34 protein-coding genes are annotated in these 25,134 nt (G+C 34.0%); 33 read left to right on the forward strand and 1 reads right to left on the reverse strand.

Features of this window, described 5'->3' with window-relative positions; genetic code table 11:
- Nucleotides 1–95: 95 nt before the first annotated feature.
- From IPJ80_03315 to IPJ80_03325, 3 genes are all read left to right on the forward strand, one after another.
- A complete protein-coding gene (locus IPJ80_03315; protein ID MBK7912508.1) occupies nucleotides 96–398 on the forward strand; it encodes a nucleotidyltransferase domain-containing protein in 303 nt (100 codons plus the stop codon).
- Nucleotides 388–723: a DUF86 domain-containing protein gene (locus IPJ80_03320; protein MBK7912509.1), complete on the forward strand. Its 336-nt coding sequence runs from the start codon at nucleotides 388–390 to the stop codon at nucleotides 721–723. Before IPJ80_03315 ends, IPJ80_03320 begins: the two co-directional genes overlap by 11 nt.
- 266 nt (nucleotides 724–989) lie before the next feature.
- Complete coding sequence (locus IPJ80_03325) at nucleotides 990–2,048, forward strand: beta-lactamase family protein (protein MBK7912510.1); 1,059 nt, start codon at nucleotides 990–992, stop codon at nucleotides 2,046–2,048.
- Nucleotides 2,049–2,191: 143 nt separating this feature from the next.
- Here IPJ80_03325 and IPJ80_03330 read toward each other — a convergent pair whose 3' ends face one another.
- On the reverse strand, nucleotides 2,192–2,614 hold the full coding sequence (locus IPJ80_03330; GenBank protein MBK7912511.1) for a helix-turn-helix transcriptional regulator: 423 nt from the start codon (nucleotides 2,612–2,614) through the stop codon (nucleotides 2,192–2,194).
- Between the two features lie 86 nt (nucleotides 2,615–2,700).
- Here IPJ80_03330 and IPJ80_03335 point away from each other — a divergent pair, with 86 nt between their 5' ends.
- The 30 genes from IPJ80_03335 to IPJ80_03480 all read left to right on the forward strand — a co-directional run bounded on the left by IPJ80_03335 (nucleotide 2,701) and on the right by IPJ80_03480 (nucleotide 24,958).
- Nucleotides 2,701–3,069, forward strand: a complete 369-nt coding sequence (locus IPJ80_03335; GenBank protein ID MBK7912512.1) for a VOC family protein — start codon at nucleotides 2,701–2,703, stop codon at nucleotides 3,067–3,069.
- Nucleotides 3,070–3,078: 9 nt separating this feature from the next.
- Complete coding sequence (locus IPJ80_03340; protein ID MBK7912513.1) at nucleotides 3,079–3,456, forward strand: nuclear transport factor 2 family protein; 378 nt, start codon at nucleotides 3,079–3,081, stop codon at nucleotides 3,454–3,456.
- Between the two features lie 9 nt (nucleotides 3,457–3,465).
- Nucleotides 3,466–3,819, forward strand: a complete 354-nt coding sequence (locus IPJ80_03345; GenBank protein MBK7912514.1) for a TfoX/Sxy family protein — start codon at nucleotides 3,466–3,468, stop codon at nucleotides 3,817–3,819.
- A gap of 234 nt (nucleotides 3,820–4,053) precedes the next feature.
- Entirely contained in the window at nucleotides 4,054–4,317 is a 264-nt protein-coding gene (locus IPJ80_03350; protein MBK7912515.1) for a hypothetical protein, read from the forward strand.
- On the forward strand, nucleotides 4,307–4,519 hold the full coding sequence (locus tag IPJ80_03355) for a type II toxin-antitoxin system HicB family antitoxin (GenBank protein MBK7912516.1): 213 nt from the start codon (nucleotides 4,307–4,309) through the stop codon (nucleotides 4,517–4,519). The genes IPJ80_03350 and IPJ80_03355 overlap by 11 nt, the downstream gene beginning before the upstream one ends.
- 513 nt (nucleotides 4,520–5,032) lie before the next feature.
- Nucleotides 5,033–5,479, forward strand: a complete 447-nt coding sequence (locus IPJ80_03360) for a GNAT family N-acetyltransferase (GenBank protein ID MBK7912517.1) — start codon at nucleotides 5,033–5,035, stop codon at nucleotides 5,477–5,479.
- A gap of 146 nt (nucleotides 5,480–5,625) precedes the next feature.
- Nucleotides 5,626–6,225, forward strand: a complete 600-nt coding sequence (locus IPJ80_03365) for a hypothetical protein (protein ID MBK7912518.1) — start codon at nucleotides 5,626–5,628, stop codon at nucleotides 6,223–6,225.
- A gap of 179 nt (nucleotides 6,226–6,404) precedes the next feature.
- Nucleotides 6,405–6,629 (forward strand): type II toxin-antitoxin system HicB family antitoxin, encoded by a 225-nt coding sequence (locus IPJ80_03370; GenBank protein ID MBK7912519.1) that lies wholly within the window; start codon nucleotides 6,405–6,407, stop codon nucleotides 6,627–6,629.
- A 6-nt stretch (nucleotides 6,630–6,635) separates the two neighbouring features.
- A complete protein-coding gene (locus tag IPJ80_03375) occupies nucleotides 6,636–6,845 on the forward strand; it encodes a type II toxin-antitoxin system HicA family toxin (protein MBK7912520.1) in 210 nt (69 codons plus the stop codon).
- A 165-nt stretch (nucleotides 6,846–7,010) separates the two neighbouring features.
- On the forward strand, nucleotides 7,011–7,841 hold the full coding sequence (locus tag IPJ80_03380; protein MBK7912521.1) for a hypothetical protein: 831 nt from the start codon (nucleotides 7,011–7,013) through the stop codon (nucleotides 7,839–7,841).
- A gap of 183 nt (nucleotides 7,842–8,024) precedes the next feature.
- Nucleotides 8,025–8,252 carry a hypothetical protein gene (locus IPJ80_03385; protein ID MBK7912522.1) on the forward strand — a complete coding sequence of 76 codons (228 nt, stop codon included), beginning with the start codon at nucleotides 8,025–8,027 and terminating at the stop codon, nucleotides 8,250–8,252.
- Nucleotides 8,253–8,543: a type II toxin-antitoxin system RelE/ParE family toxin gene (locus IPJ80_03390; GenBank protein ID MBK7912523.1), complete on the forward strand. Its 291-nt coding sequence runs from the start codon at nucleotides 8,253–8,255 to the stop codon at nucleotides 8,541–8,543.
- A gap of 199 nt (nucleotides 8,544–8,742) precedes the next feature.
- Entirely contained in the window at nucleotides 8,743–9,291 is a 549-nt protein-coding gene (locus IPJ80_03395) for a hypothetical protein (protein ID MBK7912524.1), read from the forward strand.
- Nucleotides 9,292–9,541: 250 nt separating this feature from the next.
- Nucleotides 9,542–11,149, forward strand: coding sequence for a T9SS type A sorting domain-containing protein (locus IPJ80_03400; GenBank protein ID MBK7912525.1), 1,608 nt, complete (start codon nucleotides 9,542–9,544; stop codon nucleotides 11,147–11,149).
- A gap of 302 nt (nucleotides 11,150–11,451) precedes the next feature.
- Nucleotides 11,452–11,640 carry a type II toxin-antitoxin system RelE/ParE family toxin gene (locus IPJ80_03405; protein ID MBK7912526.1) on the forward strand — a complete coding sequence of 63 codons (189 nt, stop codon included), beginning with the start codon at nucleotides 11,452–11,454 and terminating at the stop codon, nucleotides 11,638–11,640.
- A gap of 276 nt (nucleotides 11,641–11,916) precedes the next feature.
- Nucleotides 11,917–12,282, forward strand: a complete 366-nt coding sequence (locus IPJ80_03410; GenBank protein MBK7912527.1) for a hypothetical protein — start codon at nucleotides 11,917–11,919, stop codon at nucleotides 12,280–12,282.
- Nucleotides 12,283–12,489: 207 nt separating this feature from the next.
- Nucleotides 12,490–12,771: a type II toxin-antitoxin system RelE/ParE family toxin gene (locus tag IPJ80_03415; GenBank protein ID MBK7912528.1), complete on the forward strand. Its 282-nt coding sequence runs from the start codon at nucleotides 12,490–12,492 to the stop codon at nucleotides 12,769–12,771.
- A 1-nt stretch (nucleotide 12,772) separates the two neighbouring features.
- Nucleotides 12,773–13,066 carry a HigA family addiction module antidote protein gene (locus IPJ80_03420; GenBank protein MBK7912529.1) on the forward strand — a complete coding sequence of 98 codons (294 nt, stop codon included), beginning with the start codon at nucleotides 12,773–12,775 and terminating at the stop codon, nucleotides 13,064–13,066.
- A gap of 209 nt (nucleotides 13,067–13,275) precedes the next feature.
- Nucleotides 13,276–13,641, forward strand: a complete 366-nt coding sequence (locus IPJ80_03425) for a hypothetical protein (protein MBK7912530.1) — start codon at nucleotides 13,276–13,278, stop codon at nucleotides 13,639–13,641.
- A gap of 155 nt (nucleotides 13,642–13,796) precedes the next feature.
- Nucleotides 13,797–14,243 (forward strand): hypothetical protein, encoded by a 447-nt coding sequence (locus IPJ80_03430; GenBank protein ID MBK7912531.1) that lies wholly within the window; start codon nucleotides 13,797–13,799, stop codon nucleotides 14,241–14,243.
- Nucleotides 14,174–15,112, forward strand: coding sequence for a hypothetical protein (locus IPJ80_03435; GenBank protein ID MBK7912532.1), 939 nt, complete (start codon nucleotides 14,174–14,176; stop codon nucleotides 15,110–15,112). The genes IPJ80_03430 and IPJ80_03435 overlap by 70 nt, the downstream gene beginning before the upstream one ends.
- Before the next feature lie 147 nt (nucleotides 15,113–15,259).
- Complete coding sequence (locus IPJ80_03440; protein MBK7912533.1) at nucleotides 15,260–16,081, forward strand: hypothetical protein; 822 nt, start codon at nucleotides 15,260–15,262, stop codon at nucleotides 16,079–16,081.
- Entirely contained in the window at nucleotides 16,045–16,305 is a 261-nt protein-coding gene (locus IPJ80_03445; protein MBK7912534.1) for a hypothetical protein, read from the forward strand. The genes IPJ80_03440 and IPJ80_03445 overlap by 37 nt, the downstream gene beginning before the upstream one ends.
- 224 nt (nucleotides 16,306–16,529) lie before the next feature.
- Complete coding sequence (locus IPJ80_03450; protein ID MBK7912535.1) at nucleotides 16,530–17,225, forward strand: DUF4386 domain-containing protein; 696 nt, start codon at nucleotides 16,530–16,532, stop codon at nucleotides 17,223–17,225.
- A 152-nt stretch (nucleotides 17,226–17,377) separates the two neighbouring features.
- The gene (locus tag IPJ80_03455; GenBank protein ID MBK7912536.1) at nucleotides 17,378–18,460 is read left to right on the forward strand and encodes a nuclear transport factor 2 family protein; all 1,083 of its coding nucleotides are present in this window, start codon (nucleotides 17,378–17,380) and stop codon (nucleotides 18,458–18,460) included.
- Between the two features lie 118 nt (nucleotides 18,461–18,578).
- Nucleotides 18,579–19,664: a hypothetical protein gene (locus tag IPJ80_03460; GenBank protein MBK7912537.1), complete on the forward strand. Its 1,086-nt coding sequence runs from the start codon at nucleotides 18,579–18,581 to the stop codon at nucleotides 19,662–19,664.
- A 437-nt stretch (nucleotides 19,665–20,101) separates the two neighbouring features.
- On the forward strand, nucleotides 20,102–21,331 hold the full coding sequence (locus IPJ80_03465; protein ID MBK7912538.1) for a tetratricopeptide repeat protein: 1,230 nt from the start codon (nucleotides 20,102–20,104) through the stop codon (nucleotides 21,329–21,331).
- Nucleotides 21,332–21,514: 183 nt separating this feature from the next.
- Nucleotides 21,515–21,979, forward strand: coding sequence for a GNAT family N-acetyltransferase (locus IPJ80_03470; protein MBK7912539.1), 465 nt, complete (start codon nucleotides 21,515–21,517; stop codon nucleotides 21,977–21,979).
- Nucleotides 21,980–23,025: 1,046 nt separating this feature from the next.
- Nucleotides 23,026–23,766 carry an alpha/beta hydrolase gene (locus tag IPJ80_03475; protein MBK7912540.1) on the forward strand — a complete coding sequence of 247 codons (741 nt, stop codon included), beginning with the start codon at nucleotides 23,026–23,028 and terminating at the stop codon, nucleotides 23,764–23,766.
- Between the two features lie 121 nt (nucleotides 23,767–23,887).
- Nucleotides 23,888–24,958, forward strand: a complete 1,071-nt coding sequence (locus tag IPJ80_03480; protein ID MBK7912541.1) for a regulator — start codon at nucleotides 23,888–23,890, stop codon at nucleotides 24,956–24,958.
- The last annotated feature ends 176 nt before the right edge of the window (nucleotides 24,959–25,134 follow it).

The raw sequence follows: 25,134 nt of genomic DNA on the forward strand, positions 1-25,134 counted from the left end.
CTTTAGGCTTTCGTTTGGGCGGCACTGCGTCAAGCCCAAACCGTTAGTGCCAATGCCAAAATATATCCGAATAAATACTTAACTTTGCACTAGAAATGAAAGAAATTAATACAAATATTGATCAAATAAATAAACTTTGCATCTCCAACAAAGTAAAAGCTCTCTTTGCATTTGGTTCAGTTACAACAAACAATTTTAATGTGGATAGCGATATTGATTTAGTTGTTGATATTGACGAAAGCGATCCTATTAATTATTCTGACTACTATTTCAATCTTAAATTACAACTCGAAAATCTGTTCAGAAGACATATTGATCTATTGGAACAAAAAGCAATTAAAAATCCTTACCTAAAAAAAGAAATAGATCAGACTAAAGTACTTATCTATGGAAAATGATATCAAGGTTTGGCTTAACGATATTAAACAAGCCATACAAGAAATTAATCAATTTCAGCCAGACAAGAAAAACTTCTTAACTTTTCAAAAAGATTTAAAAACTAAAAGAGCAATAGAACGAAATATCGAAATTATTGGTGAAGCTGTAAACAGAATATTAAAAGTAAAGCCAGAATTTCAATTGACTAATGCTAGAAAAATTGTAGATACAAGAAATAGAATTAGTCACGGTTATGATAGTGTTTCCGAAGATATAATTTGGTCAATCATAGTTCGTGATATTCCTAATTTGGAGAAAGAAATTGAACATCTCTTAAGTTCATAGAAAAGCACTGGCACTAACACTGTATACACTCGATCACGCCGATCCAGATCTCATTTTTCACTTTTGGCTGTAATGTAAATAAAAATAAAACAGTAACTTTGGCTGTTTCCAAGCGGCGAGACCGCGTGTATACTAATCCGTTACCTGCCATTATAAAGACGACAATGACAAAATTCATTCTGATACTAACTATTTTACTAGCCTCCGTTCTTTGTTTGTCTTTACAAAGCCATAAGACAGCTCCGTTATCTAAGCAGAAATCGGACTTGGATAGGATAGACAGCATTATGAATAATTATTTTACCGAAAATAAACTGGTTGGTGTTTCAATAGGCATTGTTAAAGACGGGAAAATTTATTTGACAAAAGGTTATGGAACACGAGAAATTGGCACATCAAAACCAATTGACAGTCTGACAAACTTTCTCACTTGCTCAGTTACGAAATTATTTACTGCAACTGCAATTATGCAATTATCTGAGCAGGGCAAAATCGACATTACCCAAAAACTTATCTACTACTTGCCTGAGTTCAAAATGAAAGACAAGAGATATAAGGACATAACCATTGAACACCTTTTGACTCACAGTTCTGGACTTCCCTGGGACATAGAGTTAAAAAAATCACCCAATGACAGTAGCTCCTTAAGAAAACTTGTTTACAGTTTAAATAATAAGGTTCTGGATTTTGCTCCGGGAACAAAATTCGATGGGGCAAAAACCTATAGCAATGCCGCTTATGATATATTAGGTTACCTGGTGCAAAAAATATCGGGCAAACAATACGAGAGCTACATAAGAGATAACATTCTTTTAAAGTCGAATATGCCAAACAGCTTCACTGACTACTTGAAAATTCCTACAGATAGAAGGAGCACTCCACATATTTTAAAAAAGGGCAATGTTAAAGTTGGGGGTATGTATACTGAGAATGCTGAGCATTCGCCAAGCGGAAACTTGAATTCTTGTTCACTTGATCTATCCAATTGGATAATTCAAAATTTGAATATTTATAAAGATTCGACCTCATTTAATGGTATTATAAAGAGCAGCACACTAAATAATATCTGGACAACAAGATTTGTTGCACCACAAAATAAAAATGTGTCAATCGGACTTGGGTGGTGGATTACAAATTCTGAATCATTAGGGAAGTATTATTGGCACGTTGGCGATAATCCAGGTTTCTCATCGACACTAATGATTTTTCCAGAACACAACTTCGGAATAACTGTTCTGAGTAATCAAATGTATTCTGAGCAAATAGTGTGGAATAAAATTCCGTTTGACATTATAAATTTATTCAAAGACGATTGGAAAAGATAACGGCAGGTAACAGCACCTACCCAAAAGGCGGGGTTTCGTGTTCCAAAGACAGTATGTTTGGTTAATCAAACATTAGTTTTTCAAATCAAGTTTTGTGGTGAAATCCCCGCCCTTCGGGTAGCTGCAAAACGTTAGTGGCAAGGCTACGAGACCCCCAACTCTTCAACAAGACGACTTGAAATTTGAGAAATTAGACCGACTTTATCTCGTTTGACACTTTTGACAAATTTCATATCGACAGCAGAATCCTTATCATACTTTGCAGACCACATTATAAATTCAACCAAAACAGGAACTAAATCAATTCCTTTTTGAGTAAGACTATACATTATCTTTTGCTTATGACTTGGGTCGCTTGACTTGCTGACTATACCATTAATTTCAAGCAATGACAATCTATCAGCAAGTGTATTAGTTGCAATTCCTTCTTCTGACATTAGAAATTCACCATAAAAGTGTTTTCCTTTAAACATTAAATCTCTAACAATTAGGAAAGTCCACCTATCACCAAAAATTTCCATTGCAAAATTTATCGGACAATCCGATTTTCTTTTTATTCGTTTCATAGTGCAAAAGTAAATAAAAACAAAACTACTTGCAAGTTTAAAGTAGTTTTGTATATTTGCACTTCACAAACAAAAAATATAAAAAAATGACAAATTCAATTAATTGGTTCGAAATCCCAGTAATAGATTTCGCAAGAGCAAAAATATTCTATGAAACATTGTATGGTGCTGAAATTATGGAAATGCCTTTCCCTGATGGAAAATATGGTATGTTACCTTGTGATATGGAAAAAGGTGTAGGTGGTGGAATAGCACAATACGAAGGATTTGAACCTTCAACAAAAGGAGCATTAATCTATTTGAATGGTGGCGAAGATTTAAGCTTACCACTTTCAAAAGTAGAAAGTGCAGGCGGGAAAATTGTTTTACCAAAAACTTCAATTGGACAAAATGGTTTTATGGCTCACATTATAGACACTGAAGGAAATAAGGTTGCATTACATTCAATGAAATAATAAAACATTATGACAAGTAGAGAAATTGTAAACAAATATTATTCCCTTAACACAGATATTAGAACAGGGAAAGCACAAATGCAAGATTTGAGAAATTTACTTGCAGACAATATGGTTTTTGTTGGACCACTTATGAAAATTGAAGGAGCTGATAATTATATTGGGCTTCTGACAAACTTTATCCCTTTTCACGAGGAATTGAATATTATAAAACAATTCCAATCTGAAAATGAGATTTGCACAATAACCAACTTGAAATTAAAAACACCAAATGGGGGCAAAATTTCAATGGATATTGCTGAATACATATTGGTTGAAAATGACAAGATATCAAATCATACATTGTATTACGACCCAAGAGAATTTCAATCAGCTTTTCCAATGTAAATAAACTCTATGGCTTACGATGAACATTTAGCAAATCGAGTGAGAGAAAAATTTGTCGAGCTACCCAACGTTACTGAAAAAGAAATGATGGGTGGCTTGACATTTATGTACAACGACAAAATGTGTGTTGGAATTATTAAAGATGAATTAATGTGCAGAATTGACCCAACATTGCACGAAACTGAAATTGAAAAAATTGGTTGCCGAACAATGGACTTTACAAAGCGACCAATGAAAGGTTACATAATGATAGACGAGAACGGAATGAAAACACAAGCCGACTTTGACTATTGGATAAACCTTGCTCTTGACTTTAATGCCAAAGCGAAATCAAGTAAGAAACCGAAAAAGCCCAGCCACTAACAAGGGTTTTGCGTCAGGCGGGCTGATGTGCAAAATTCAACTTTTGTGCATTTAAAAACTTTTGTACATTAGCCAAGCGGAAGTGCATCTAATCCCGCCCGAACGCAAAGCCCCAAAACGTCAGGTTGTGAAAAAACTAATTCGAGAATAATTTTGTAAATCTCTTTGTTGGAATCATTTTGATTTGTATTTTTATATATTATGAATCATGTAACCGGCATACCAAGATTACAAATGCAACTCAGTTCACTGGAGGATTCCATCGACCAAGAAAATCCAGTGAGATTTATTGATGCATTTGTGGAACAATTAGATTTAGTAAAACTTGGATTTGAAGTTAGGATTAAAGGGAGCCACTATATTTATTACAAAGAAAGTATTCAGGAAATTATTAATATACAAGAAATTGGTGGCCATTCGAAGGCATATCAAGTTAAACAAATAAGAGAAATTATCATTAATTACAAATTAGAAATCCAAGAAGATGATGAATCATAAATATGAAATTATTATTTACTGGAGCGAAACTGATCAATCGTTTATTGCTGAAGTCCCCGAATTAGCAGGTTGTAAATCAGACGGAAAAACATATCAAGAAGCCATATCCAATGTTCAAATTGTAATTGATGAATGGATTGAAACAGCCAATTCTATAGGAAGGCCAATTCCAACTCCCAAAGGAAAATTGATGTACGCATAAAAAGTAAAAAAGAACGAGGCATAACAAGGCATAGACTCTACACCGCCATGCATCGTAAATCATTCTCTATTAATTTTATTCGGTAATAAAAAGTTAATTTGCTATTTTTGGCTGACAATGGTTTGGCGGTGAAGCGTCTATGCCAAATCCGTTAGTACACATGATGCAATAGGGATTTAATAAATCATTTGGATTCAGTTCATATCGCTCTTGCTTGGCTTTAAATCACAATTTGCTTCGGTAAGAAAATTAGAACTTAGAACGTTTCACTTGTAGGGACAGCATCACGGGACGATAACAGGCAGCACTCGCTACACCGCTTGCTACTTTATGCTTTTGCTTTTAATTTTTTGGCTGTTTAATAAATATTTTTTACTTTTGGCTAGCAACCCTTTGGCGGTGCAGCGTGCACTGCCAAACCCTTAGCGGGCAGGCTAAAGCGACACAACGACAAAAAACAGTTGACAATTTAGAACAACCCAATGGCAGAAAGATAATAGAACGAAATAAATTATGATTATTAGAGAAGCTAAAATTGACGACATAAAACAAATTCAAATCGTAAGAAATTCTGTAACAGAAAATACATTGTCAAATCCTAACCTGGTGACAGATGAAGATTGCGTAGAGTTTATTACGGAAAGAGGAAAAGGATGGGTTTGCGAAATTGAAAAGCAAATTGTGGGTTTTGCTATTGCTGACTTAAAAGAAAATAACATTTGGGCGTTATTTTTAAACCCAAAATTTGAGAAAAAAGGTATTGGACAACTATTACACAAAATTATGTTGGACTGGTATTTTACACAGACGAAGGAAAAGGTTTGGTTAGGAACAGCTTTTAATACAAGAGCAGAACAGTTTTACAGAAAAGCAGGCTGGACAGAAGTTGGAACACACGGAACAAAGGAAATTAAATTCGAAATGACATATAATGACTGGACAACAAGCCCGAACCGCTAACAGCACATTTGCAATAGGCGGGGTTTCGTGCCACGCAGATAGTTTAGTGGTAGCAGACAGTTTTGTACTCCGCAGGAAGTTCAGTGCAAAATCGCACGCCCATCGCAAATCTGCAAAACGTTAGGGGCGACTTCTAGTATATATCAATGAAATACTTCTTTCTTACTTTTTTAATTTTAGTGACTCAGGTATTAATTTGCCAAGACTATTCTAAAGATACTTTAGTAATAAAGGAAGTGCTAGCCACCGAACTGCGAAATGAAGATTCAATAGTATATACTGACAAAATTGAGGATTGGATTATTAATTTTATAAAAAAAGAACTTGATAATTATATAGACAACGGAGCAAATAAACATAATTATGACCAACTATTAAAAATTGGAGAATACGAAAAGGATTCTTTAAACAAGCAGATTGAAGAACTTAGAAATTTTAAGTGGCGTGATTCCTTAATCCATAATGCAAAGGCGATTTCGATTGATAGTATAAGGGTATTTATTAGAAATTACGATAGATCATTACCTCAGGAAAAAGAGGAACCAAATACGGTTACTACTATTTGTCGAAGGGGTCCAATTCTGTTCTCATTTTCAAAACCTATGTATATACGAAATGAAACAATTTGCTTGATATACATACGCAAACTGAGCCGAATTTATGAAGGGAACGAAGAACTCAGTTTCTATAAAAAAGATGAGGAAAAATGGGTGAAGTGGATCACATTGTATTCCAGTTCATTCTAATAAAGCCGCCCCTAACATGGCATAGACTCTACACCGCCTAGCAACGAAAATCATTCTCTTATAATTCTTAACGGTAATAACAATATAATTTTCTACTTTTGGTTACCAATGGTTTGGCAGTGCAGCGTCTATGCCCAACCGCCGATGGGAGATATCAAAAAATTCATTAAATTTGCTATATGAACAGAAAAATTGAATTAACAGCAGTAATAGAAAAAGAAGACAATATGTATATCTCACTTTGTCCTGAATTAGATATTGCCAGTCAAGGTGACACTCCTGATGAGGCCAAATCAAACCTCGTTGAAGCACTTGAATTATTTTATGAAACAGCATCTGAAACTGAAATTTCTAGAAGATTGCACAACGAATTGCAAATATCAAGAGTAACAGTTAACATCTAGATTTTAATGAAAACAATTTCTGGTAAAGATATCTGTTTGATATTGTCACAGCATGGATTTATCAAAGTGAGACAAAAAGTAAGTCATGTAATAATGCAAAAACTTTCAGATGATTCAACTATAACAGTTCCAGTGCCTATGCACAAAGAAATTAAAATTGGAACTTTACATTCAATAATAAGACAATCGGAACTCTCAAAGCGGGACTTTGAATGATACCTCCCATAACACGGTATAGACTCTACACCGCTTGGCACTTAATCATTCTCTCTTAATTTTTTCGGGCAATGAAAAACTTATTTCTTATTTTTGGTCGCGTTTGGTTTGGTGGTGCAGCGTCTATGCCAAATCCGTTAGCGGTAATTTTAAAAGACGACAAAAATGAGAACAATAATATTGACGATACTGTTCATTACTACATCCTTGCAAGAGAGTTTTTCTCAACAAGTAATATTCAGACAACCCTCTTCTTATGTTTTAGGTTTTATAGGAAATGACTCCATTTCTCTCTCTTCCGTTAACTATAAATCGTTTCGCATCTATTTTCGGGACAGTTCTTACACTTCAAATCATCTTATTGAAATTGAACAAGAATTGGACGTAACGCATAGCAAAATATTATCCGTGCTAAATATCGATTCTTACAACAATGGAATTTATTTATTGGCAGTTGACAGTAAAGAGGAGATGCAGAAAGTAATGGGTTACAAAATAAAAGGTGGAGCTGCTAAGGGACACGACCTGGTTTTCTTTGTTTACAACCAAAATATCCGCCCCCAATTTAAACACGAAATATTTCACCTGATTTCATACGAAACCTGGGGTTTGACAAATTATCGCTTATTGGACGAAGGCGGAGCAACATATACCGACGATTATTGCTTTTATGACAATCCTATGTATTCCATCAATGCATATTATCTTCAACAAAGAAAACTATTCCCACTTGACAGTTTAGTTAACAGCTTCGACAGCCAAGCAAAAAAAAGTGATGTAATTGCATATATTCAAAGTGCTGGAATTTTCAAATACCTTTATGAGAAATACGGAGTTGAAAAAATGAAACTACTTTGGACTGGTGGATTTGAGCAATTCAATTCAATTTATGGATTCTCAATCGGACAATTGGAAACAGAGTGGCTTAATTTCATCAAAACTATTCCTATACCAAAAGACTTTGACATTAATAAATTGAAAGAAGGTTGTGGATAGAAAAACTACCGCTAACAGCACATTTGCACTAGGCGGGGTTCAGTGCTCCGCAGACACATTTGTGGTTACGGAAAGTTCAGTTCTTCGCATCAACATTTGTGCTGAAAAGCCAGCCCAACGCAAATCTGCAAAACGTTATACTATACCGGCCAAAACAAATATAATTGCTATTTTTGTATTATTATGACAAAGACTAACTTAATCAAAGATATTAATACTCTACTGGAATCCATTGAAGATCTAGATAAATTGGAGGCCATATATGAGCTGATCGAATATTATAGAAATACAAAAGATACAAGGACCTGGAATCACCTTACCCAGGAACAAAAAAGTCACATACTTAAAGCTTTTGAGGAATCAGAGAATGACGAAAATCTGATTCCAATGAATGAAGTATTTAAAGGATAAATGGAAGTGTTCTTTACAAAAACTGCTACATTTGATTTAAAAAGCATTTTAGGATATTTATCAAACGAATGGGGTGAAAAAACAGCTTTAAAATTCCAGTCCAAACTTAAGCATCTATTATCTTTAATAAGTTTGAATCCATATCTTGGGGTTTTAGAGAATTCGAGTAATAGAATTTATAGTATATTATTGATTAAAAAAGTAAGAGTATATTATAGGATTCGCGATGAAAAACTTATTATTCTTTCAATATTTGATTTACGTCGTAATCCTAATTTAAAACCAACGTGACATGGCCGGCTAGGTATAACACAGCATAAACTCCAGCTGATTCTTTTGGAATGGATGGTATTTCTCAAGGCCGGTTTGGGAAATAAAATTTAAGGTTTTATTTTTGGCTTATGCTCAAGCGGCTGGCGTGTATGCAAAACCGTTATGGGCAAGTTTAAAACTAAAATCCTTAATTTAAACACTTAATTAAATATTTATAGTGGACAAAAAAGTTATCCAAATTTCCAGATGGTGCGCACTATTAGCAGTGGTGTTAATGGTATCATTTTTTGTAATAATATCAATTGCACCTTCAAGTAGTATGGGTGTGTTACTTGCGTTAGCAGGAATATTGATTTTAACACCTGTATTTTATGCGCTTTATCTTATTCACCATTCCGAGTCGGCAATTCTAAGCCTTGTAGGATTTATTTTTTGGTTTCCTGCGGGAGCACTTGACATGGCTAGTTTATTAAACCATGAAAACACTATGATATACATTATTGATTGCTTTATATTTTCTGTGCCCCTAATGATATTTGGTTTTCTTGCATTTAAAAGCAAAAAAATGCCAAATGGTATTGCGATAATGGCGCTTTTAAGTGGTGTTTTCTATCTTATGAGCGGCATGGCAACTTTCTATAATACTGAGATGATTGGCATGTATACAGGCTTTGGCGGCCTTGTATTTATGTTGATATGGTTCACATGGTTATTCTTTATCCTTTCAGAAAATTTATTAGAGATAAAGACTACTGATTTGGGCTAGCAAAGGTAACCAGCACATAACACCACCTACCCAAAAGGCGGGGTTTAGTGTTCCAAAAACAGTGTTGTGGTAAATCAAACGTTAGTTTTTCAAATCAAGTTTTGTGGTAAAAGGCCATCCCTTCGGGTATCTGCAAAACGTTAGGTGTAATCCTAGAGGACAACACAAACTAAACATTACTTATGTAACAAAGGTTACTAACGGATACAAAACCAAAATGTAATTTGCGGACAAATTAATAGCAAATAAAATGACAAATAAAATAACTACATTTTTAGGTTTAATATTTTTAAGTCTATCAGTCTTTTCTCAGACGGCACCATTCAATATTTATATTGAACCAATGAACATATCTGGACTTAGTGGACTTCAAGCCTATGCTTTTGGACAATACAACGGAAAATGGCTTATTGTTGGCGGTCGTCTTGACGGACTTCACCGCAGACAGCCTTTTGCTGCATTTGACATAGCAGGCAACAACAATCAAATAATTGTAATTGACCCTGTTTCTCAACAAAAATGGACAGCACCATTAACATCGCTTTCGGTTGCATTGCAAGAGCAATTAAGTTCAACTAATATGGAGTTTCATCAAGAAGGAAACTACCTGTATGTCATTGGTGGTTATGGCTATAACACAGCATCAGCCGCAAGAAAAACCTTTGACAACTTAACCGCCATTAATGTTCCTTCTGTAATAAATGCAGTTATTGGAGGAACTTCAATCACAAGTTTTTTTCGACAAATTAGTGATGCTCAATTTGCAGTAACAGGTGGACATCTAAAAAAAATAGATAATACCTTTTACCTAATAGGTGGTAATAAGTTTGATGGTAACTATAATCCAATGGGTCATGCAACTTACACACAAGCTTATACAAATGCAATACGTAAATTCAACCTGACAGATGACGGAACTACGGTCACGATAACACATTTACCAACAATTACTGATGCAACAAATCTCCACCGTAGAGATTATAACGCATTGCCTCAAATATTACCAAATGGTGCAGAGGGAATTACTGCATTTTCAGGTGTATTTCAACCGACTGTTGACTTACCATTTTTAAATTGTGTAAACATTGACAGCACAACATACATTGTAAACAACACATTTCAACAGTATTACAACCATTATCATTGTGCAGTTTTACCATTATATTCAGCTTCAAATAACGAGATGCACAATGTTTTCTTTGGCGGAATTGCCCAATACTATGATAGTTTAGGAGTGTTGGTTCAAGATAACAATGTTCCATTTGTGAAAACAATTGCCAGTGTAACACGAAATTCAAGTGGGACAATGGCAGAATATAAACTTCCTGTCGAAATGCCGAGTTTGCTTGGTGCAGGTGCAGAATTCATTCCAAGTCAAAGTGTTCCTCAATTTAGTAATGAAGTTTTAAAATTAGATGACTTTACAGATGATAGCACATTAGTTGGCTATATTTATGGTGGTATCAGTAGCACGGCTGCAAATATATTTTTTACAAATTTAGGAACCCAAAGTAGTGCAAGCAGCCAAATATTTAAAGTATATGTAATCAAAAACTCAGCAGTAGGTACTCACTATTTAAATGAACAAAGCGTTGGAACATTAAAAATGCAAGCTTTTCCAAATCCAAGTGATGGTGACTTTATAGTTAAGTTTCATTTGAATAAAATCGCTGAAACAAAAATCTCACTTTACAATGTTGACGGCAAGAAAATAGAAGAAAGGGTTTTAACTAATTTACAAATTGGAGAAAACACATTCCAACGAAAAATCAAAAACCTCGACCTTGGAGGAACATATATTTTTACAATTGAAACCCCTTATGAAAAGGCGACACAAAAAATAATTATCGAACCATAGACAGAAACACCAGCACATATCAGCGAGCTTAAATAGACAATAAATGTTTTGTATCATCGCTTTAAATAAAAAGTATCTATGAAACGAGATAAAGTAATCGAATCAATCAAAGAACTCCCACAAGAATTTGAATTAGAAACACTTATTTAGAAACACTTATAGAAAGGCTTATTTTTTTTGAAAAAGTTGAAAAGGTTTAAATAAAATAGACGAAGGAAAAACTATTTCTCATGAGCGAGTAGAAGAAATAGCTAAGAAATGGTAAATATTTTCTGGACTGAATTAACTCTTGAAGACTTAAAATTATTCACGATTATATTGCACATGATTTAACTTCCTACGCAAGTAGATTTATTGAAAAACTTTTAGTAAGAGTAAAGCAATTAGAAATTTTTCCAAAATCGGGAAAAATTGTTCCAGAATTTGGAATAGAAAACATTAGAGAACTAATTGAAGGAAATTATAGAATAGTTTATCGAGTAAATTCTTAAGTCGTTTATATTGCAAGAGTTCAACATTCAGCCATATTTTTGAATGACATCTAAATAAGCCCGCTGATAAAATGGCATAGACCCTACACCGCCAAGCATCTTTTATCATACGCATTATTTTTTTCTGGTAATAAAAACTAATTCCTTATTTTTGTCTACTCATGGTTTGGCGGTGCAGCGTATACTGCCAAAACGCTGGCTGCCATACATTAAAAACTATTTTGGCTTATTCTTGAAATTTTTCATTATTTTGCATAAACTTTAAAACCTTGCAATATGAAACTTTTGTCTTTATTATCATTATTAATTCTATTTACATTTGCTTGTAGTAAGGATTTAACTACCTCTAAAAATATCGTTTATTATTATTGCTCTTCTCACAAATGGACAAAAGAAGAATCTAAAATAGCTTATATACTCTACACAGATATTTTAAAGATAAATAAGGATGAGCAAGCTATTAAAGAAAAAACTTCTGACTGGGGTAACTATGTAAAAGTTCGATGCAAAAATACAACAGGCTGTACTTCAGATTTAAACATTTATAATTCTGCTGAAGAGGCAGTTGCAAGAAGGAATGAAATGTTCGATATCTATAAGAACTCCGAAAAATATCAAATCGAGAAGGTAGAGTTCAAGTAAAATATCACGGCAGCCAACACAGCATAGACTCTACACCGCCAGGCAGCTTTAGTCTTCCATTAAAAGATTTTATTGCTTTAAATGAAATTAAATAATATTTTTGGCATCAGGAGAGTTGGCGGTGCAGCGTCTATGCCCAACCGTCAAAAAACATTAATAATTCCAAACATTTAGTATCTTTGAACGTTACTAACGTATTGTGTTATTATGATCCTAAGTTTTGGTGATAAGAATACTGGACTAGTTTGGACTGGAACACTCATAAAGGGAATTCCTCAGTCAGTCCAGCAAGTAGCTAGAAGGAAACTTAGAATGTTAAATAACTCTAACAATATCAATGACTTAAGAGTGCCGCCTTCAAATCATTTAGAAAAATTAAAAGGTGACCTAAAAGATTTTTACTCCATAAGAATTAATGATAGTTGGAGAATAGTATTTAAATGGGAAAATTCGCATTCTAAAAATGTTAAAATATTAAATTATCATTAGTATGGCTTCATTAAAAAACATTCATCCAGGAGAAGTGCTTCTTGAAGAATTTCTTATTCCTATGGAAATTACTGCTTACAAATTAGCCCAAGCTATTCAAGTTCCACAAACAAGAATATCGCAGATTATTAAAGGAAATCGCAGTATAAGTGCGGATACTGCATTAAGATTATCAAAATATTTTGGAAATTCAGCTAAATTTTGGTTAGGTCTACAAAATGATTTTGATCTAGAAGAAGAATATAAGTTATCAAAAAAAGAACTAGAACAGATTTCGCAAATTGCCTGGGCTTAACAAGAGATACTCTCCATACCGCTTAAGATTAATTTTTTACTCTTGGCTTATGACTAGTAAAAATGTTTAATATTTGGGTTTCGTCGAAAGCAGCACGGCGAGTATCTCCTGAACGACGTTTTGCGCCACTTAGATAAACTTATCAAATGTTTAAACAAAATAAACTTAGAATCAATTCGTTTTGACTTTCCAATCAATCTAATAAAGATATGAAATCAAATTACCAACCTTATTTAATTGGAATAATATTGCTTGGTTTCGGATTTCTTTTCTTAAGACCTATACCAATTCCAAAAGAACAAGATTGTTTAATTATTAAAGGAATCGTCAGTGGGATATATGAAGGTGGAACTCATGATGTTATCTTCAAATTAAAAGATCAAGTAAAACAATATTATGTAAACCGCGGAACAGAGTATGGTCTTGATATAAAAAAGTTACAAAATGAATTGATAGATAAAGAAATCGTAATTAAATATCCTAATTATTGGTTATTGACGCTTCCAGGAAATGCTATAATTCATGCTTCCAAAATCGAATTCAATGAAAAAACAATATATACTCAATTAAAATAAAAAAGCGGAGTATTACATGGCATAGATGGCGCAGCGCCAGGTATCTTAAACCATTTTCATTTAATTTTTTTCGGTAATAAAAATTAAATTCTTACTTTTGGTTAACAATGGTAAGGCGATGCAGCGCCTATGCCAGGAGCGTAAGAAGTAATTTTATGAGACGACAGTTAACTATTCTAATATTGACAATTTCGTCATTAACTCTTACAGGACAAAAACTGGACGGAGGGAATGGGCACGCTCTAATTTTAGACAAACAAGGTCACGTTTGGACAATTGGCAGGAATAATTATGGACAATTAGGAGACAGTACTCTTGAAAATTCACCAACACCAAAAAAAATAAAAAATCTAAACGACATTGTTGTCATATCACGTGGATACGACCATAGTATTGCGCTCGACAAAAATGGAAATTTATTTTTATGGGGTAGAAATAACTACGGACAACTCGGCTGTTCATCAGTGAACGACCAGTTAACGCCACAGAAATTACCAAATCATACAGGTTTTGTTGCTGTTGAAGGTGGGCACTGGCATACGGTTGGTTTAAAAAAGATGGTACGGTTTGGTGTTGGGGTCACAACTATTTCGCTGAATTAGGTAATGGAACTAGAGAACATAGTTCATGGCCGGTAGAAGTTCTACAAATTTCAAATTCAGAAATTTCAGTATTAAATAATATTGTTAGCATTGCATCAGTTGGTTATCACACTTTGGCTTTAAAAAAAGATGGTACTGTTTGGGGCTGGGGTGGAAACACTTTTAATGAACTTGGAACAGAGGGACTGGAGTTTCAGCGATATGCGATTAAAGTTGTGGGGATTCCAAGAATTAAAGAAATAGCGGTTGGTTGGCATCACTCCGTTGCTTTAGATTATAAAGGTAAAGTATGGGTCTGGGGTTCTGACCCAGCTTTTCAATTCAAAGAAGAAACTAAAAAATACTATCACCATCCAACTCTCTTAAAAGGTTTACCAAAAGTCACAAAAATTGCTTGTGGGAGTTGGCATTCACTGGCTATTGATGAAAATAAAAATGTTTGGGGTTGGGGAAAAAATCATTTTGGTATGCTAGGGACTGGTGACACTATTTCTCATTCTACTCCTATTCTATTAAAGTCTCTGAAAAATATTGTTGACATTGGGGGAGGTTGTTTTCAGTCAATTGCTGTAGACTCAATTGGTAGGATTTTTAGCTTTGGAGACAACCCTTCTGGTCAACAGGGTATTGGAAATTTCTCGCGATGTTATTCCCCTAAATTAATGCCTCTTGACATAAATGGAATCCTCTCAAATGACACTTCATCGGTTTCAACGAATAGTACATCCATCCAACCTATGACAAATTTATATGCCGATCAACCAAAATTTAATTTGGACATTTTCTTTAAAGTAATAAATTATATGTTGTTTTTAATTAGCGTTATATTGAACATTGTATTATACAGAAAACTAAAAAGCTACCGCTAACAGCGAGTTTAAGAATTTGGCGGCTCAGTGGTTAAATGATTTCGGTTTTTCAAACAAAATGTATTGCAGTCTAACAGTTTTTGTGCTCCGAAATCGCTAACTTTTAAAACCGCAATCCGTTATGCGTCATTTAAAGATAGAAATCCAATGAAAAAAAAGAAAGTCTCATTTCACGGAATAAAATTCTTTACAGGAATTACAATATGTTTTATTCTGACTTCGTGTAATGGGCAAACGAATAATGATGATAAACAACACCTGATAAAAGAAACAATTCAATCTCTGGATTCAAAAAAACAGATAAGTCCAGTTGTGAGAATGATGTATCAGGATAGCAAAGGTAATCTTTGGTTTGGAGCGGAAGGAGGAGCGTTTAGATATGATGGCGATTCTTTAATTCATATAGATAGCATTAGAAGCGAATCGGGTGGAAGAGTAACAATTAAAGACATTGCAGAAGATAAAGATGGGATAATTTGGTTTGGACATACTGATGGTATTAGCAGTATTAACGGTACATCAGTGACCAATTATTACGAATCAGATGGCTTAACAAGCAACGATGTTTGGTGCATTGAGACAGATGTCAATGGGAATGTTTGGGTTGGAACAATAGAAGGTATTTGTATATTTGATGGACAAAGATTCAATAATTTCGTCCTGCCAGAAGGGAAGATAGATACAACTGTTGGTGTATCAAGTACAAAAATGATTCATAGTATTCTTGAAGATAGTAAGGGGACAATCTGGTTAAGTACTAATGCAGGTCTATTTTCATATTCAAATAATAAGTTAAAGAATATTTCTGACGAAGTAGGTGTGCCAACGAATTTTGTTAGCAAAATAATTAAAAACAAAAAGGTGGATTCTGGGTTTCAACTTCAACAGGACTTTTTCATCTCAATGAGAATATCCTTACCAATGTCTCAGAAATGCATTTTGAAGAAAGCAAAGGAACAGGCAGTATAATTGTAGATTATAAGGGCGATGTTTGGTTTAATTGTGGTCGTAATATATACAGATTAAGTGGAGAGAAACTCACTGAATATCGAATAGAAGAAGGAAATTATGGTCCGCTGACTTTTCAAATTTACGAAGACCGGCAAAGTCGACTTTGGTTTGTAGGATATGGTGGAGCATATCGTTATGAAAACGACAGATTCATCAATATTACACAAAATGGACCTTGGTAAAAAGATACGAACGCATAACAGCACCAACAAGAAATTGGCGGTTCAGTGGTTAAATGAAGCTTTGTTCTTCGTTTCAAGTTCAGTGCTGGTAGACAGTTTTGTGCTTCGAAATCACCAACTGCTTGTAGCCGCTAAATGATACCGGTCATTGTAAAAAGACACGAACTAAACTATAAATAATGTAACAAATCCTACAAAATATGTGTCATACAGAAAAAATGGATATGGACTCAAAAGTAAAAATTGCCAGAATCGCAGGATTCCTTTATCTGCTAATAATTGGCTTCGGACTAATAGCCCAAATCTTTGTCCGTGACAACCTAGTTGATTACAATAATGCCACCGTTACTGCTAAAAATATTATAGCTTCTGAATTTTGGTTTCGATTCGGATTTGCTAGTGAATTAATGATGCTCATATGTGATATTGCTGTAACAACCATACTTTATATATTACTCAGGGATTCTAGTAAAAATCTTTCATTACTTTCTACATTTTTTCGGCTGACGAGTATTATTATTTTATGTGTCATTGCTCTTAGCCACTATGCAGCATTATTCTTTTTGGGAGGTGCGGACTATTTGACGGTTTTTGATTCAAACCAACTCGATGCCTTAGCATTATTGTCTATCAAATTGCATGGTGCAGGATACAATATTTCACTTTTATTTTTTGGTGTTCATCTAATTCTTCTTGGGTATTTGATATACAAATCCCAACTCTTTGCGAGAGTTTTAGGTATTCTACTCCTAATAGGAGGAATTTGTTATATCGCTAACAGCCTTACTTGGTTTCTGTTCCCGACTTTTGTGAAAATGATATATCCTGCGATTTTGATTCCTTGTTCAATAGGGGAATTGCTTTTTAGTATATGGCTTTTGATAAAAGGCGTCAGGACAAAAAAACAAGAACAACAATGACAATAGACCACTTCGACTTGACAAATATTTTCATACCCAGTTTTGCAATTAGTCATCGGACAACCTGGCAAGACAAAACAACGAACCGCTTACAGTGGTCAGTCTAACACAGATTGGATAATTTAATAATTTAATGAAATTTTTATTAAAAAATGAAACTATACCTATTTGCTATTTTGAATATATTTACATTAACATTATCTGCCCAAGAAAATGCTTCAATTGTACTTGATGAATATTTTAAAGCAATTGGTGGGCAAAATAATATTAACCGTGTGCAAAACATTTATTCATTTGCGAATTGCACAGGTCCTAACGGAGAATATCAAACTGAATTACATTCTGCAAAAGACTCAAAGACGATTTTCCGACAATTACGGGAAAATAAACCTGACTTTGTAGGTATAGTAAACGGTGATACTTATTGGGTAAAAGGTAAAGAAAATGTGATTTCCAACAAAAAATCGGCTTATGTTTGGCAATCACACGAAATTCAATGGATTGCTACTCATCTTACTGAAAGATTCCGTGAAATAAAATTTGATGGGAAAGAAGATTTCGCTGGCAAACAATCTGTAAAACTTTCAGCTATTGATGAATTGAACAAAACGGCTCAATTGTATTTTGATAAAAAAACAAATCTACTGCTTGGAATAATATTTTTCAATCCATATAGTGAAAAATCAGAAACTATTAGGCTAGAAATTAATGAATGGAGAAAAATTGGAAAATTGCTATTTCCATCAAAAGTCTCATTTAGTGATAATCAAGGTAATTTTGAATTAAGGTTTCATACCATAAAAATTAATCAGATTGACCTTTCTATTTTTGATATTCCAGGGAAAATCAAAGCTATCAAAAAATTAATGGAATTACACGAGTTGCAACGAACTGCACATTTCAATAGTGATGCCAAATTATTGGTATCAATCATGGCAGATGATTATATCGAAGTCATTAATGGTAAAGTTAATTCGCCTAAAAAAGAAGACCTTATCAAGCGATTTCAAAGATACTTTGATTCTGTAACATTTATCGAATGGGATGACATACAGCCACCCATTATTAAAGTTTCAGATGATGGAACATTGGCTTATGTGTTTGTAAACAAAAGAGTGAAATTAAAAACTAAAGAAAACAAAGAAGAACTAACAACATTCGCTTGGACAGCTACTTTTCAGAAAATAATTGATAATTGGCTAATGACAAGTATAACTTCAACTGTTGATAGATAGAGAATAAAAGTCATAACCAAAAGAAATATGAAAGAATACGAGCTAATACTTGGTAAAGCCCGAACCGCTATCATCGGTTATTCTATGACAGAGCATGCTAACAATAAACAGACAGGCAATGACGTTAAGAACAATTTTATTTTTTAGTATACTGACTATATTGACATCGTGCAACGGACAGACAAAATATAAAGCATCAAACGCTGACGATTTAAGCCAAAACATTGCACAAGGTGATACCGTAAATAAACTTGGCGACCATTTGTGGTATGTGTTTCAAGACAAAAATAACAACTATTGGTTTGGGAGTAATGGCGAAGGTGTGTATCGTTATGACGGAAAAACGATAGTCAATTTCACGACAAAAGATGGACTTGCAAGCGACACTATAAGACAAATTCAGGAAGACAAATTTGGCAATATATTTATTTCAACTTTCGGTGGTATCAACAAGTTTAACGGAAAGACTTTTACTACTTTGCAACCAATCAAAAGCAAAGAATGGAAATCAGAACCCAATGATTTATGGTTCTATATATTAGGAAAAAAGAATGAAGGTGTTTATCGTTATGACGGAAAAAATTTATATAATTTGGAGTTTCCTAAACATTATCTTCACAATGAAATTTATCAACGAGTGGTCAATTCATTTTTTAGTCCATATGAAGTATATTCCATTTATAAAGACAGAAAAGGAGCAATTTGGTTTGGCACTTCCGTTTTTGGAGCTTGTCGTTTTGATGGAGAAACAGTAAAATGGATGTACGAAGACGATTTGACCTATGTACCTAATGGCGGAACATTTGGCATTCGTTCCATTTTTGAAGACAAGGAAGGTAGTTTTTGGCTTTGTAACACTTGGCACAAGTATATTTTCGATTTTGAAAAGACAAGTAAAAGCGATAGACTTCAATATCAAAAGACCAACGGAATTGGAAACGCAAAAATATTTGGAGGTGACAAATACGTTTACTATTCATACATCATAGAGGACAATAACGGTAATATTTGGCTGGTCACTTGGGACAAGGGAGTTTATAAATATGACGGCAAGAACATCACAAATTATTCAGTTAAAGACGGCACGAAAGACGTTAATTTAGTTTCAATGTATAAGGATAATCAAGGTAATTTATGGCTTGGGACACCAGAAAATGGAGCATTTAAGTTTAACGGAAATACATTTGAAAAATATAAACCTTAATGACAGAAAAAGAGCAAACACTAACAGCAGTCTGGTAAAATGGCGGGTTCAGTGCTAAATTCTACGGCAATTCCTCAATTGAACTTTTGTGCAAAACTGAACATTTGTGCTTCGATTTCCGCCACTTCGCCAAGCTGCTAATCGATATGGGTTATGCCTGGGCGATCTGCTAACTTTGAACTGTATGCAAGAAATTTATTGACAAATCCTATATTTGAAACATGACAAAAATAAAATTCTGCTTTATCTTCTTTTTTCTATTTTACGTTGCTTATGCAAACGCACAGCAATCTCGTATTGACAGTTTAAAACAACAACTGACTACAGAAAAAGCAGACAGCATCAAACTGCAAATCTTATGGGAAATAAGCAACTTGTATGGATATGTAAGCAATGATTCAAAGGTGTATTATGCACAACAAGCTGTGTTGCTTAGCATGAAAAATAGAAACAGTTTATCTGTCGGCTCTGGAGCACAGTCATTATATATCCTTGCAAGTTCACTTTGGTGGGCAGGAAATTATCCCGATGCCAAAGAAACATATTTTAAAGCATTGCAATTAGCCGAACCACTTGCCGACACCATGTTTTTAGGATATATTTACAACGGTATAGCATCGGTAGAAAGGAATGCAGGCAATTACCGTGAGGCAATAAAATATTATACAAAAGCAGAAAATTTAACTAAGCATATTCCCGACAATGATGTGTTACTAGGAGCTTTGGTTGACAAAGGAAAATCCTATGAACAACTCGATATCCTGGATTCTGCATATACCTACGTTCAGGAATGTCTTGCTATGTATTTCAGAAAATTTCAAGGTAAAAATGTATTTGGTGGAGGACTTCAATCAGCAATGGGAATTATTTACTCCAAGATGGGAAAAGAACAATTGGCTGTTGAATTTTTTCGTCAATCAATCCAATTAAGTTCAGAGTTAAATGAATACCGCCTACTGGCACGTGGTTATTGCGAATATGCCGAACATTTTGACCGTTTCCATCAGAAGGATTCAGCTATTTACTACGCTACAAAAGGATTTTTGATTGACCAACAATTTAATTTACTGGTTCAGCAACTTCAAGCCAGCACCTTATTGACTAAACTTTACAAACAGGAAAATAAAATAGACAGTGCTTTCAAGTATCAGCAAATAATGATTGATACAAGAGAACGAGTTTTCAGCAATGAAAATATTACCCGTTTGCAAACACTTGAGTTTAATGAACAATTGCGGCAGCAAGAGCTAGAATCAGAAAAAGCAAAATCCGAAGAAGTACGAAAACAAAATATTCAGTATGCCTTGATTGCTATAGGACTTGTTACTATTATTATCTTGTTTCTATTGCTTAGCCGAAGTTTTATTACCAACACCAAACTGATTTCATTTTTTGGTGTGATTGCTTTGTTACTTGTTTTTGAATTTTTCAATCTATTATTACATCCATTCTTAGAAAATATTACGCATCACTCACCTATATTAATGTTGCTTGCGTTAGTTTGTATTGCAGCTTTGCTTGTACCATTGCACCACAAATTAGAAAAATGGATAACAGAAAAACTGGTTCAGAAAAACAAAGCGACAAGAATGGCAAATGCTAAAAAAACTATTGAGATATTAGAAGAAAAGATCATCGAAAAGAATGAAAGTAGCACGAACCCATAATTACAACTACAAGAAATTGGCGGTTCATTGGTTAAAAAAAGCTTTGTACTTTGCATCAAATTTAGTGCTAGCAGACAGATTTGTGTTCCGAAATTGCCAACATTTTAAACCCGCCAAACATTGGCGGCAAGTGAATGGTTACTTCTAAATTAAGGGAAGCATTTTAAATCATTAAGAAGAAAAATGGATAATATTATACAAGGTATTCGACAAGCTCATAAGGGAGATTTAAAATCACTGCAACAATTTCTTATTGAAAATAAGCTGAGACCTTCTATCGTAATTAATGAAAATTCATTATATTATTATACCCAAATTGATGGAAAAATGATTGGAACCATTGGTGCGGAATTCAATCAGCATTATGCGCTCATTAGAGCGGCTGGAATAGCACAAGAATGGCGTAAACAAGGTATTGCCCAAAATCTTTTCCAAAAATTAACCACCGAGTTAGAAAAGAAAGGTATTAAACATTTTTACTTATTCAGCCGCCAAGCTTCAGAATTCTGGACTAAAATGGGGTTTAAAAAATGCTCCATTCAAGAGGTCATTAACGTTTTATCCGACACACCCCAAGTGAAAGAATTTATTGCTGACAAAACGATTTGGACAGATGTGGCATGGTATAAATCAACAAAATCCCTTTAATAAAAAAATCTACTGCCAACAAGGGTTTTGCAATAGTGAGCAACCAGTGCAAATAGAAACATTTGGGAAATTAATAAACGCAGATACTGGCAAACAGTTTACAGCTACAAAAGCCCACCAATGCTGTGCCCAAAACCATTGAAGGCGAACTAAAAATAAATTGCACTTCTACTATAAATTACTAAATTTTTTTTAAAAAGTATTATACCAACCCTAGAATTAAGACAGCACCTCATTGAAATGATTCAGAAAACAGATAATGAAAATATTTTGCATTAAATAAATCGATTACTAGAAATTGAAGCAGAAAGCATTTATGAGCTAAATAAACATCAAATTAATACTATTAATGACGCACGTTTGCAATTCAAAAATGGTCTAATTATTGAAAACGTTCAGGCCAAAAAGAAATTAAAGAATGGCCAGGAAAGTAATTTGGTTCTTAAGAACTCAAAATGCTTGAAGGCAAATTTAAATATTGGATTAAACGAAACAATTTAAAATACATAGTAGATAACTAAATATTCCTTTTGTTGAAGTAGTTGAATTTAATTCAAAGTTTCCAAGTATTGGAAAGTTAACGAATGATCAAAGAGTAAGAATTAAAGTAGTTGACAATTACTTAATCAGCTATGAGAAAATAAAAGATTTGATATTTACTTTGACAATTTGGGATTCGAGGCAAAATCCAAATAAATTATAGAATATACTCTAAGAATTAGTCTCACTGCTAACAAGGAATAAACTCTACACCACCAGGCATCTGAAATCATTCACTTTTAATTTTTCCCGGTAATGAAATATTTAGTGCTATTTTTGGCTGCTAGTGGGTTGGCAGAGAAGCGTCTACGCCATACCTTTATAAACTATTTTAAGACGACACTCCGTCCAGGCAACCCCAAGACGAATTAACCAATAAATTAAAAAATTATGTTAGGAGTATTTTTATCAAAAAGCAAAAACAGTAAGACGCTTGGGTTCATTTTGGGGCATTGCGTTTTATTAATTTCAATAGGACTAATTCTTTCTCTAACCAATTGAACATAATGAAAAAGAAAAAATGGTGGAAAATCTTTAAGATAATTTGGTTTAGCCTTGTATTTATTTTCTTTATTTGGAATTGGACTACATTCCAATCTCACAATCTTCCCAAAGATACATTTTTAAACTCAGACATTGTTTCTGTAATTGAAACTGATGAACAAATCACTTTTAAATCTGACACTTCCAAAAACCAAATTGAGATTATTTTCTTTCAAGGTGGCTTAACTGACCCAAAAGCCTATGCACCACTTTGCAGAAAATTTGCAGATAATGGTCTTACCTGTCACTTAATAAAAATGAATTGGAGACTTCCACAATATGACTATCTTAAAGCATCTAAATTATTTGACCTGACAAAAGGAAACTTTGTTATTGGTGGACACTCACAAGGCGGGAAAATGGCTGCTCAATTGGTTTATGAAAATTCAAATGTATTTAAAGGATTATTCTTAATGGGTACTTCTCACCCACGAGATATTGATTTATCCGCCCAAAACATTCATTGTATAAAACTATATGCAGAAAATGATGGACTAGCAAATGTTGATGAAGTTGTGGCTAATAAAAACAAGTTGCCCAAGGACACGAAATTAGTTTTGATAAAAGGAGGCAATCATTCTCAATTTGGGTATTTAGGCAAGCTACTTATGGACAGTTCGGCCGACATTACATTAGAAGAACAGCAGCAACAAACATTTGACAACTTGATGAGCTTTATGAACGAAATAATAAATGGCTTATGACACTGGTTTGACAAAAGTGGCGGTTCAGTGCTCTGCATCAACATTTGTGGTAGAAATCGTCACCTTCGGTCGTTGTGCATCATGCAAAGAGAGTCCTTACTAACAATAACAGATATTAATTATGACTTTAAACAAATTATTACTTCTTTGCTTTTTGACAATTTTCATTTGCTGCAACGGACAGGAAAAAGCTAGCAAAGTTAAAGAACATAATACCTCCAAACCAAGTCCCAAAGTGATCAGAAACTTTAAGGCAATTGGTATGACTCCTGATTTTGACACGACATTGGTCAGTCAGTATATCCGAAGTATTTTCCAGGATTCGAAAGGAAATTTATGGTTTGGCACCTTTGAAGGTATAGTTAGGTATGATGTAAAAACACTGACCTATTTTTCCTATCCTGAGGGTTTAATTTCTCAAAGTGTATTTGCAATTAATGAAGATAAAAATGGCAATCTTTGGATTGGGACTGACCAAGGAGTTTATAAATATGATGGAAAAGTTTTTAGAAATTATAATCAAAAAGATGGATTGAACCATATTGATATAAGTAGAAAAGGAATCCTTGTTGACAAATCTGGTTCTATTTGGGTCGGAACACATGGCGGCGTTTATCAATATGACCCTTCTGCCGATAGCAAAGGCAATAAAAGTTTTTCATTATTTCAACAACTACCGTCTATCAATAATGCTGGCATCATGGAAGACAAAACTGGCAACATTTGGTTTGCGTCCTCTAACAATGGTGTTTTTCGATATGATGGCAAAACGATAATCAATATCGCTGAAAAGGAAGAATTAGGGGAAAACTATGCAGGAGGCATAGCACAAGATAATGCTGGAAATATGTGGTTTACTATGAAAAAAGGCATTTGTAAATATGATGGGAAAACTTTTACAGAATACACTGCAAAAGATGGATTAGGTGGAACAGAAATATGGGGTATAATTATCGAAAAGTCGGGTATAATTTGGGTTACTGCAAGAGGCAGTACTACTAGATTTGACCCTTCGATTCCCTTAGCTAATCCAAATGCGTTTAAAGTGTTTACATCTGCAGATGGTTTTACTTGTTGTGTTCAAAGTATGTTTCAAGACCAATCGGGTCAAATGTGGTGGGGTACTGGACAAGGACTCTACCGGTTTGATGGTAAACGCTTTTATCAAGTAAAACAAAATGGACCTTGGTAGGATTAATAAAAATAGATAACTCAATTGATTTGAAATAAAGTATACAAAAAAGTACAAACACTCAACATCGTATTGGTAATAATGGGGCAGCTAGTTGCAAACTGAACATTTGTATTTCTATTAAGTATATGTGGAAATTTTAGGCTGACATTTTTCAAATACCTCATCATCGCCAA

It is taken from the genome of Saprospiraceae bacterium (assembly GCA_016714025.1).
In the GTDB taxonomy this organism is placed as follows: domain Bacteria; phylum Bacteroidota; class Bacteroidia; order Chitinophagales; family Saprospiraceae; genus Vicinibacter.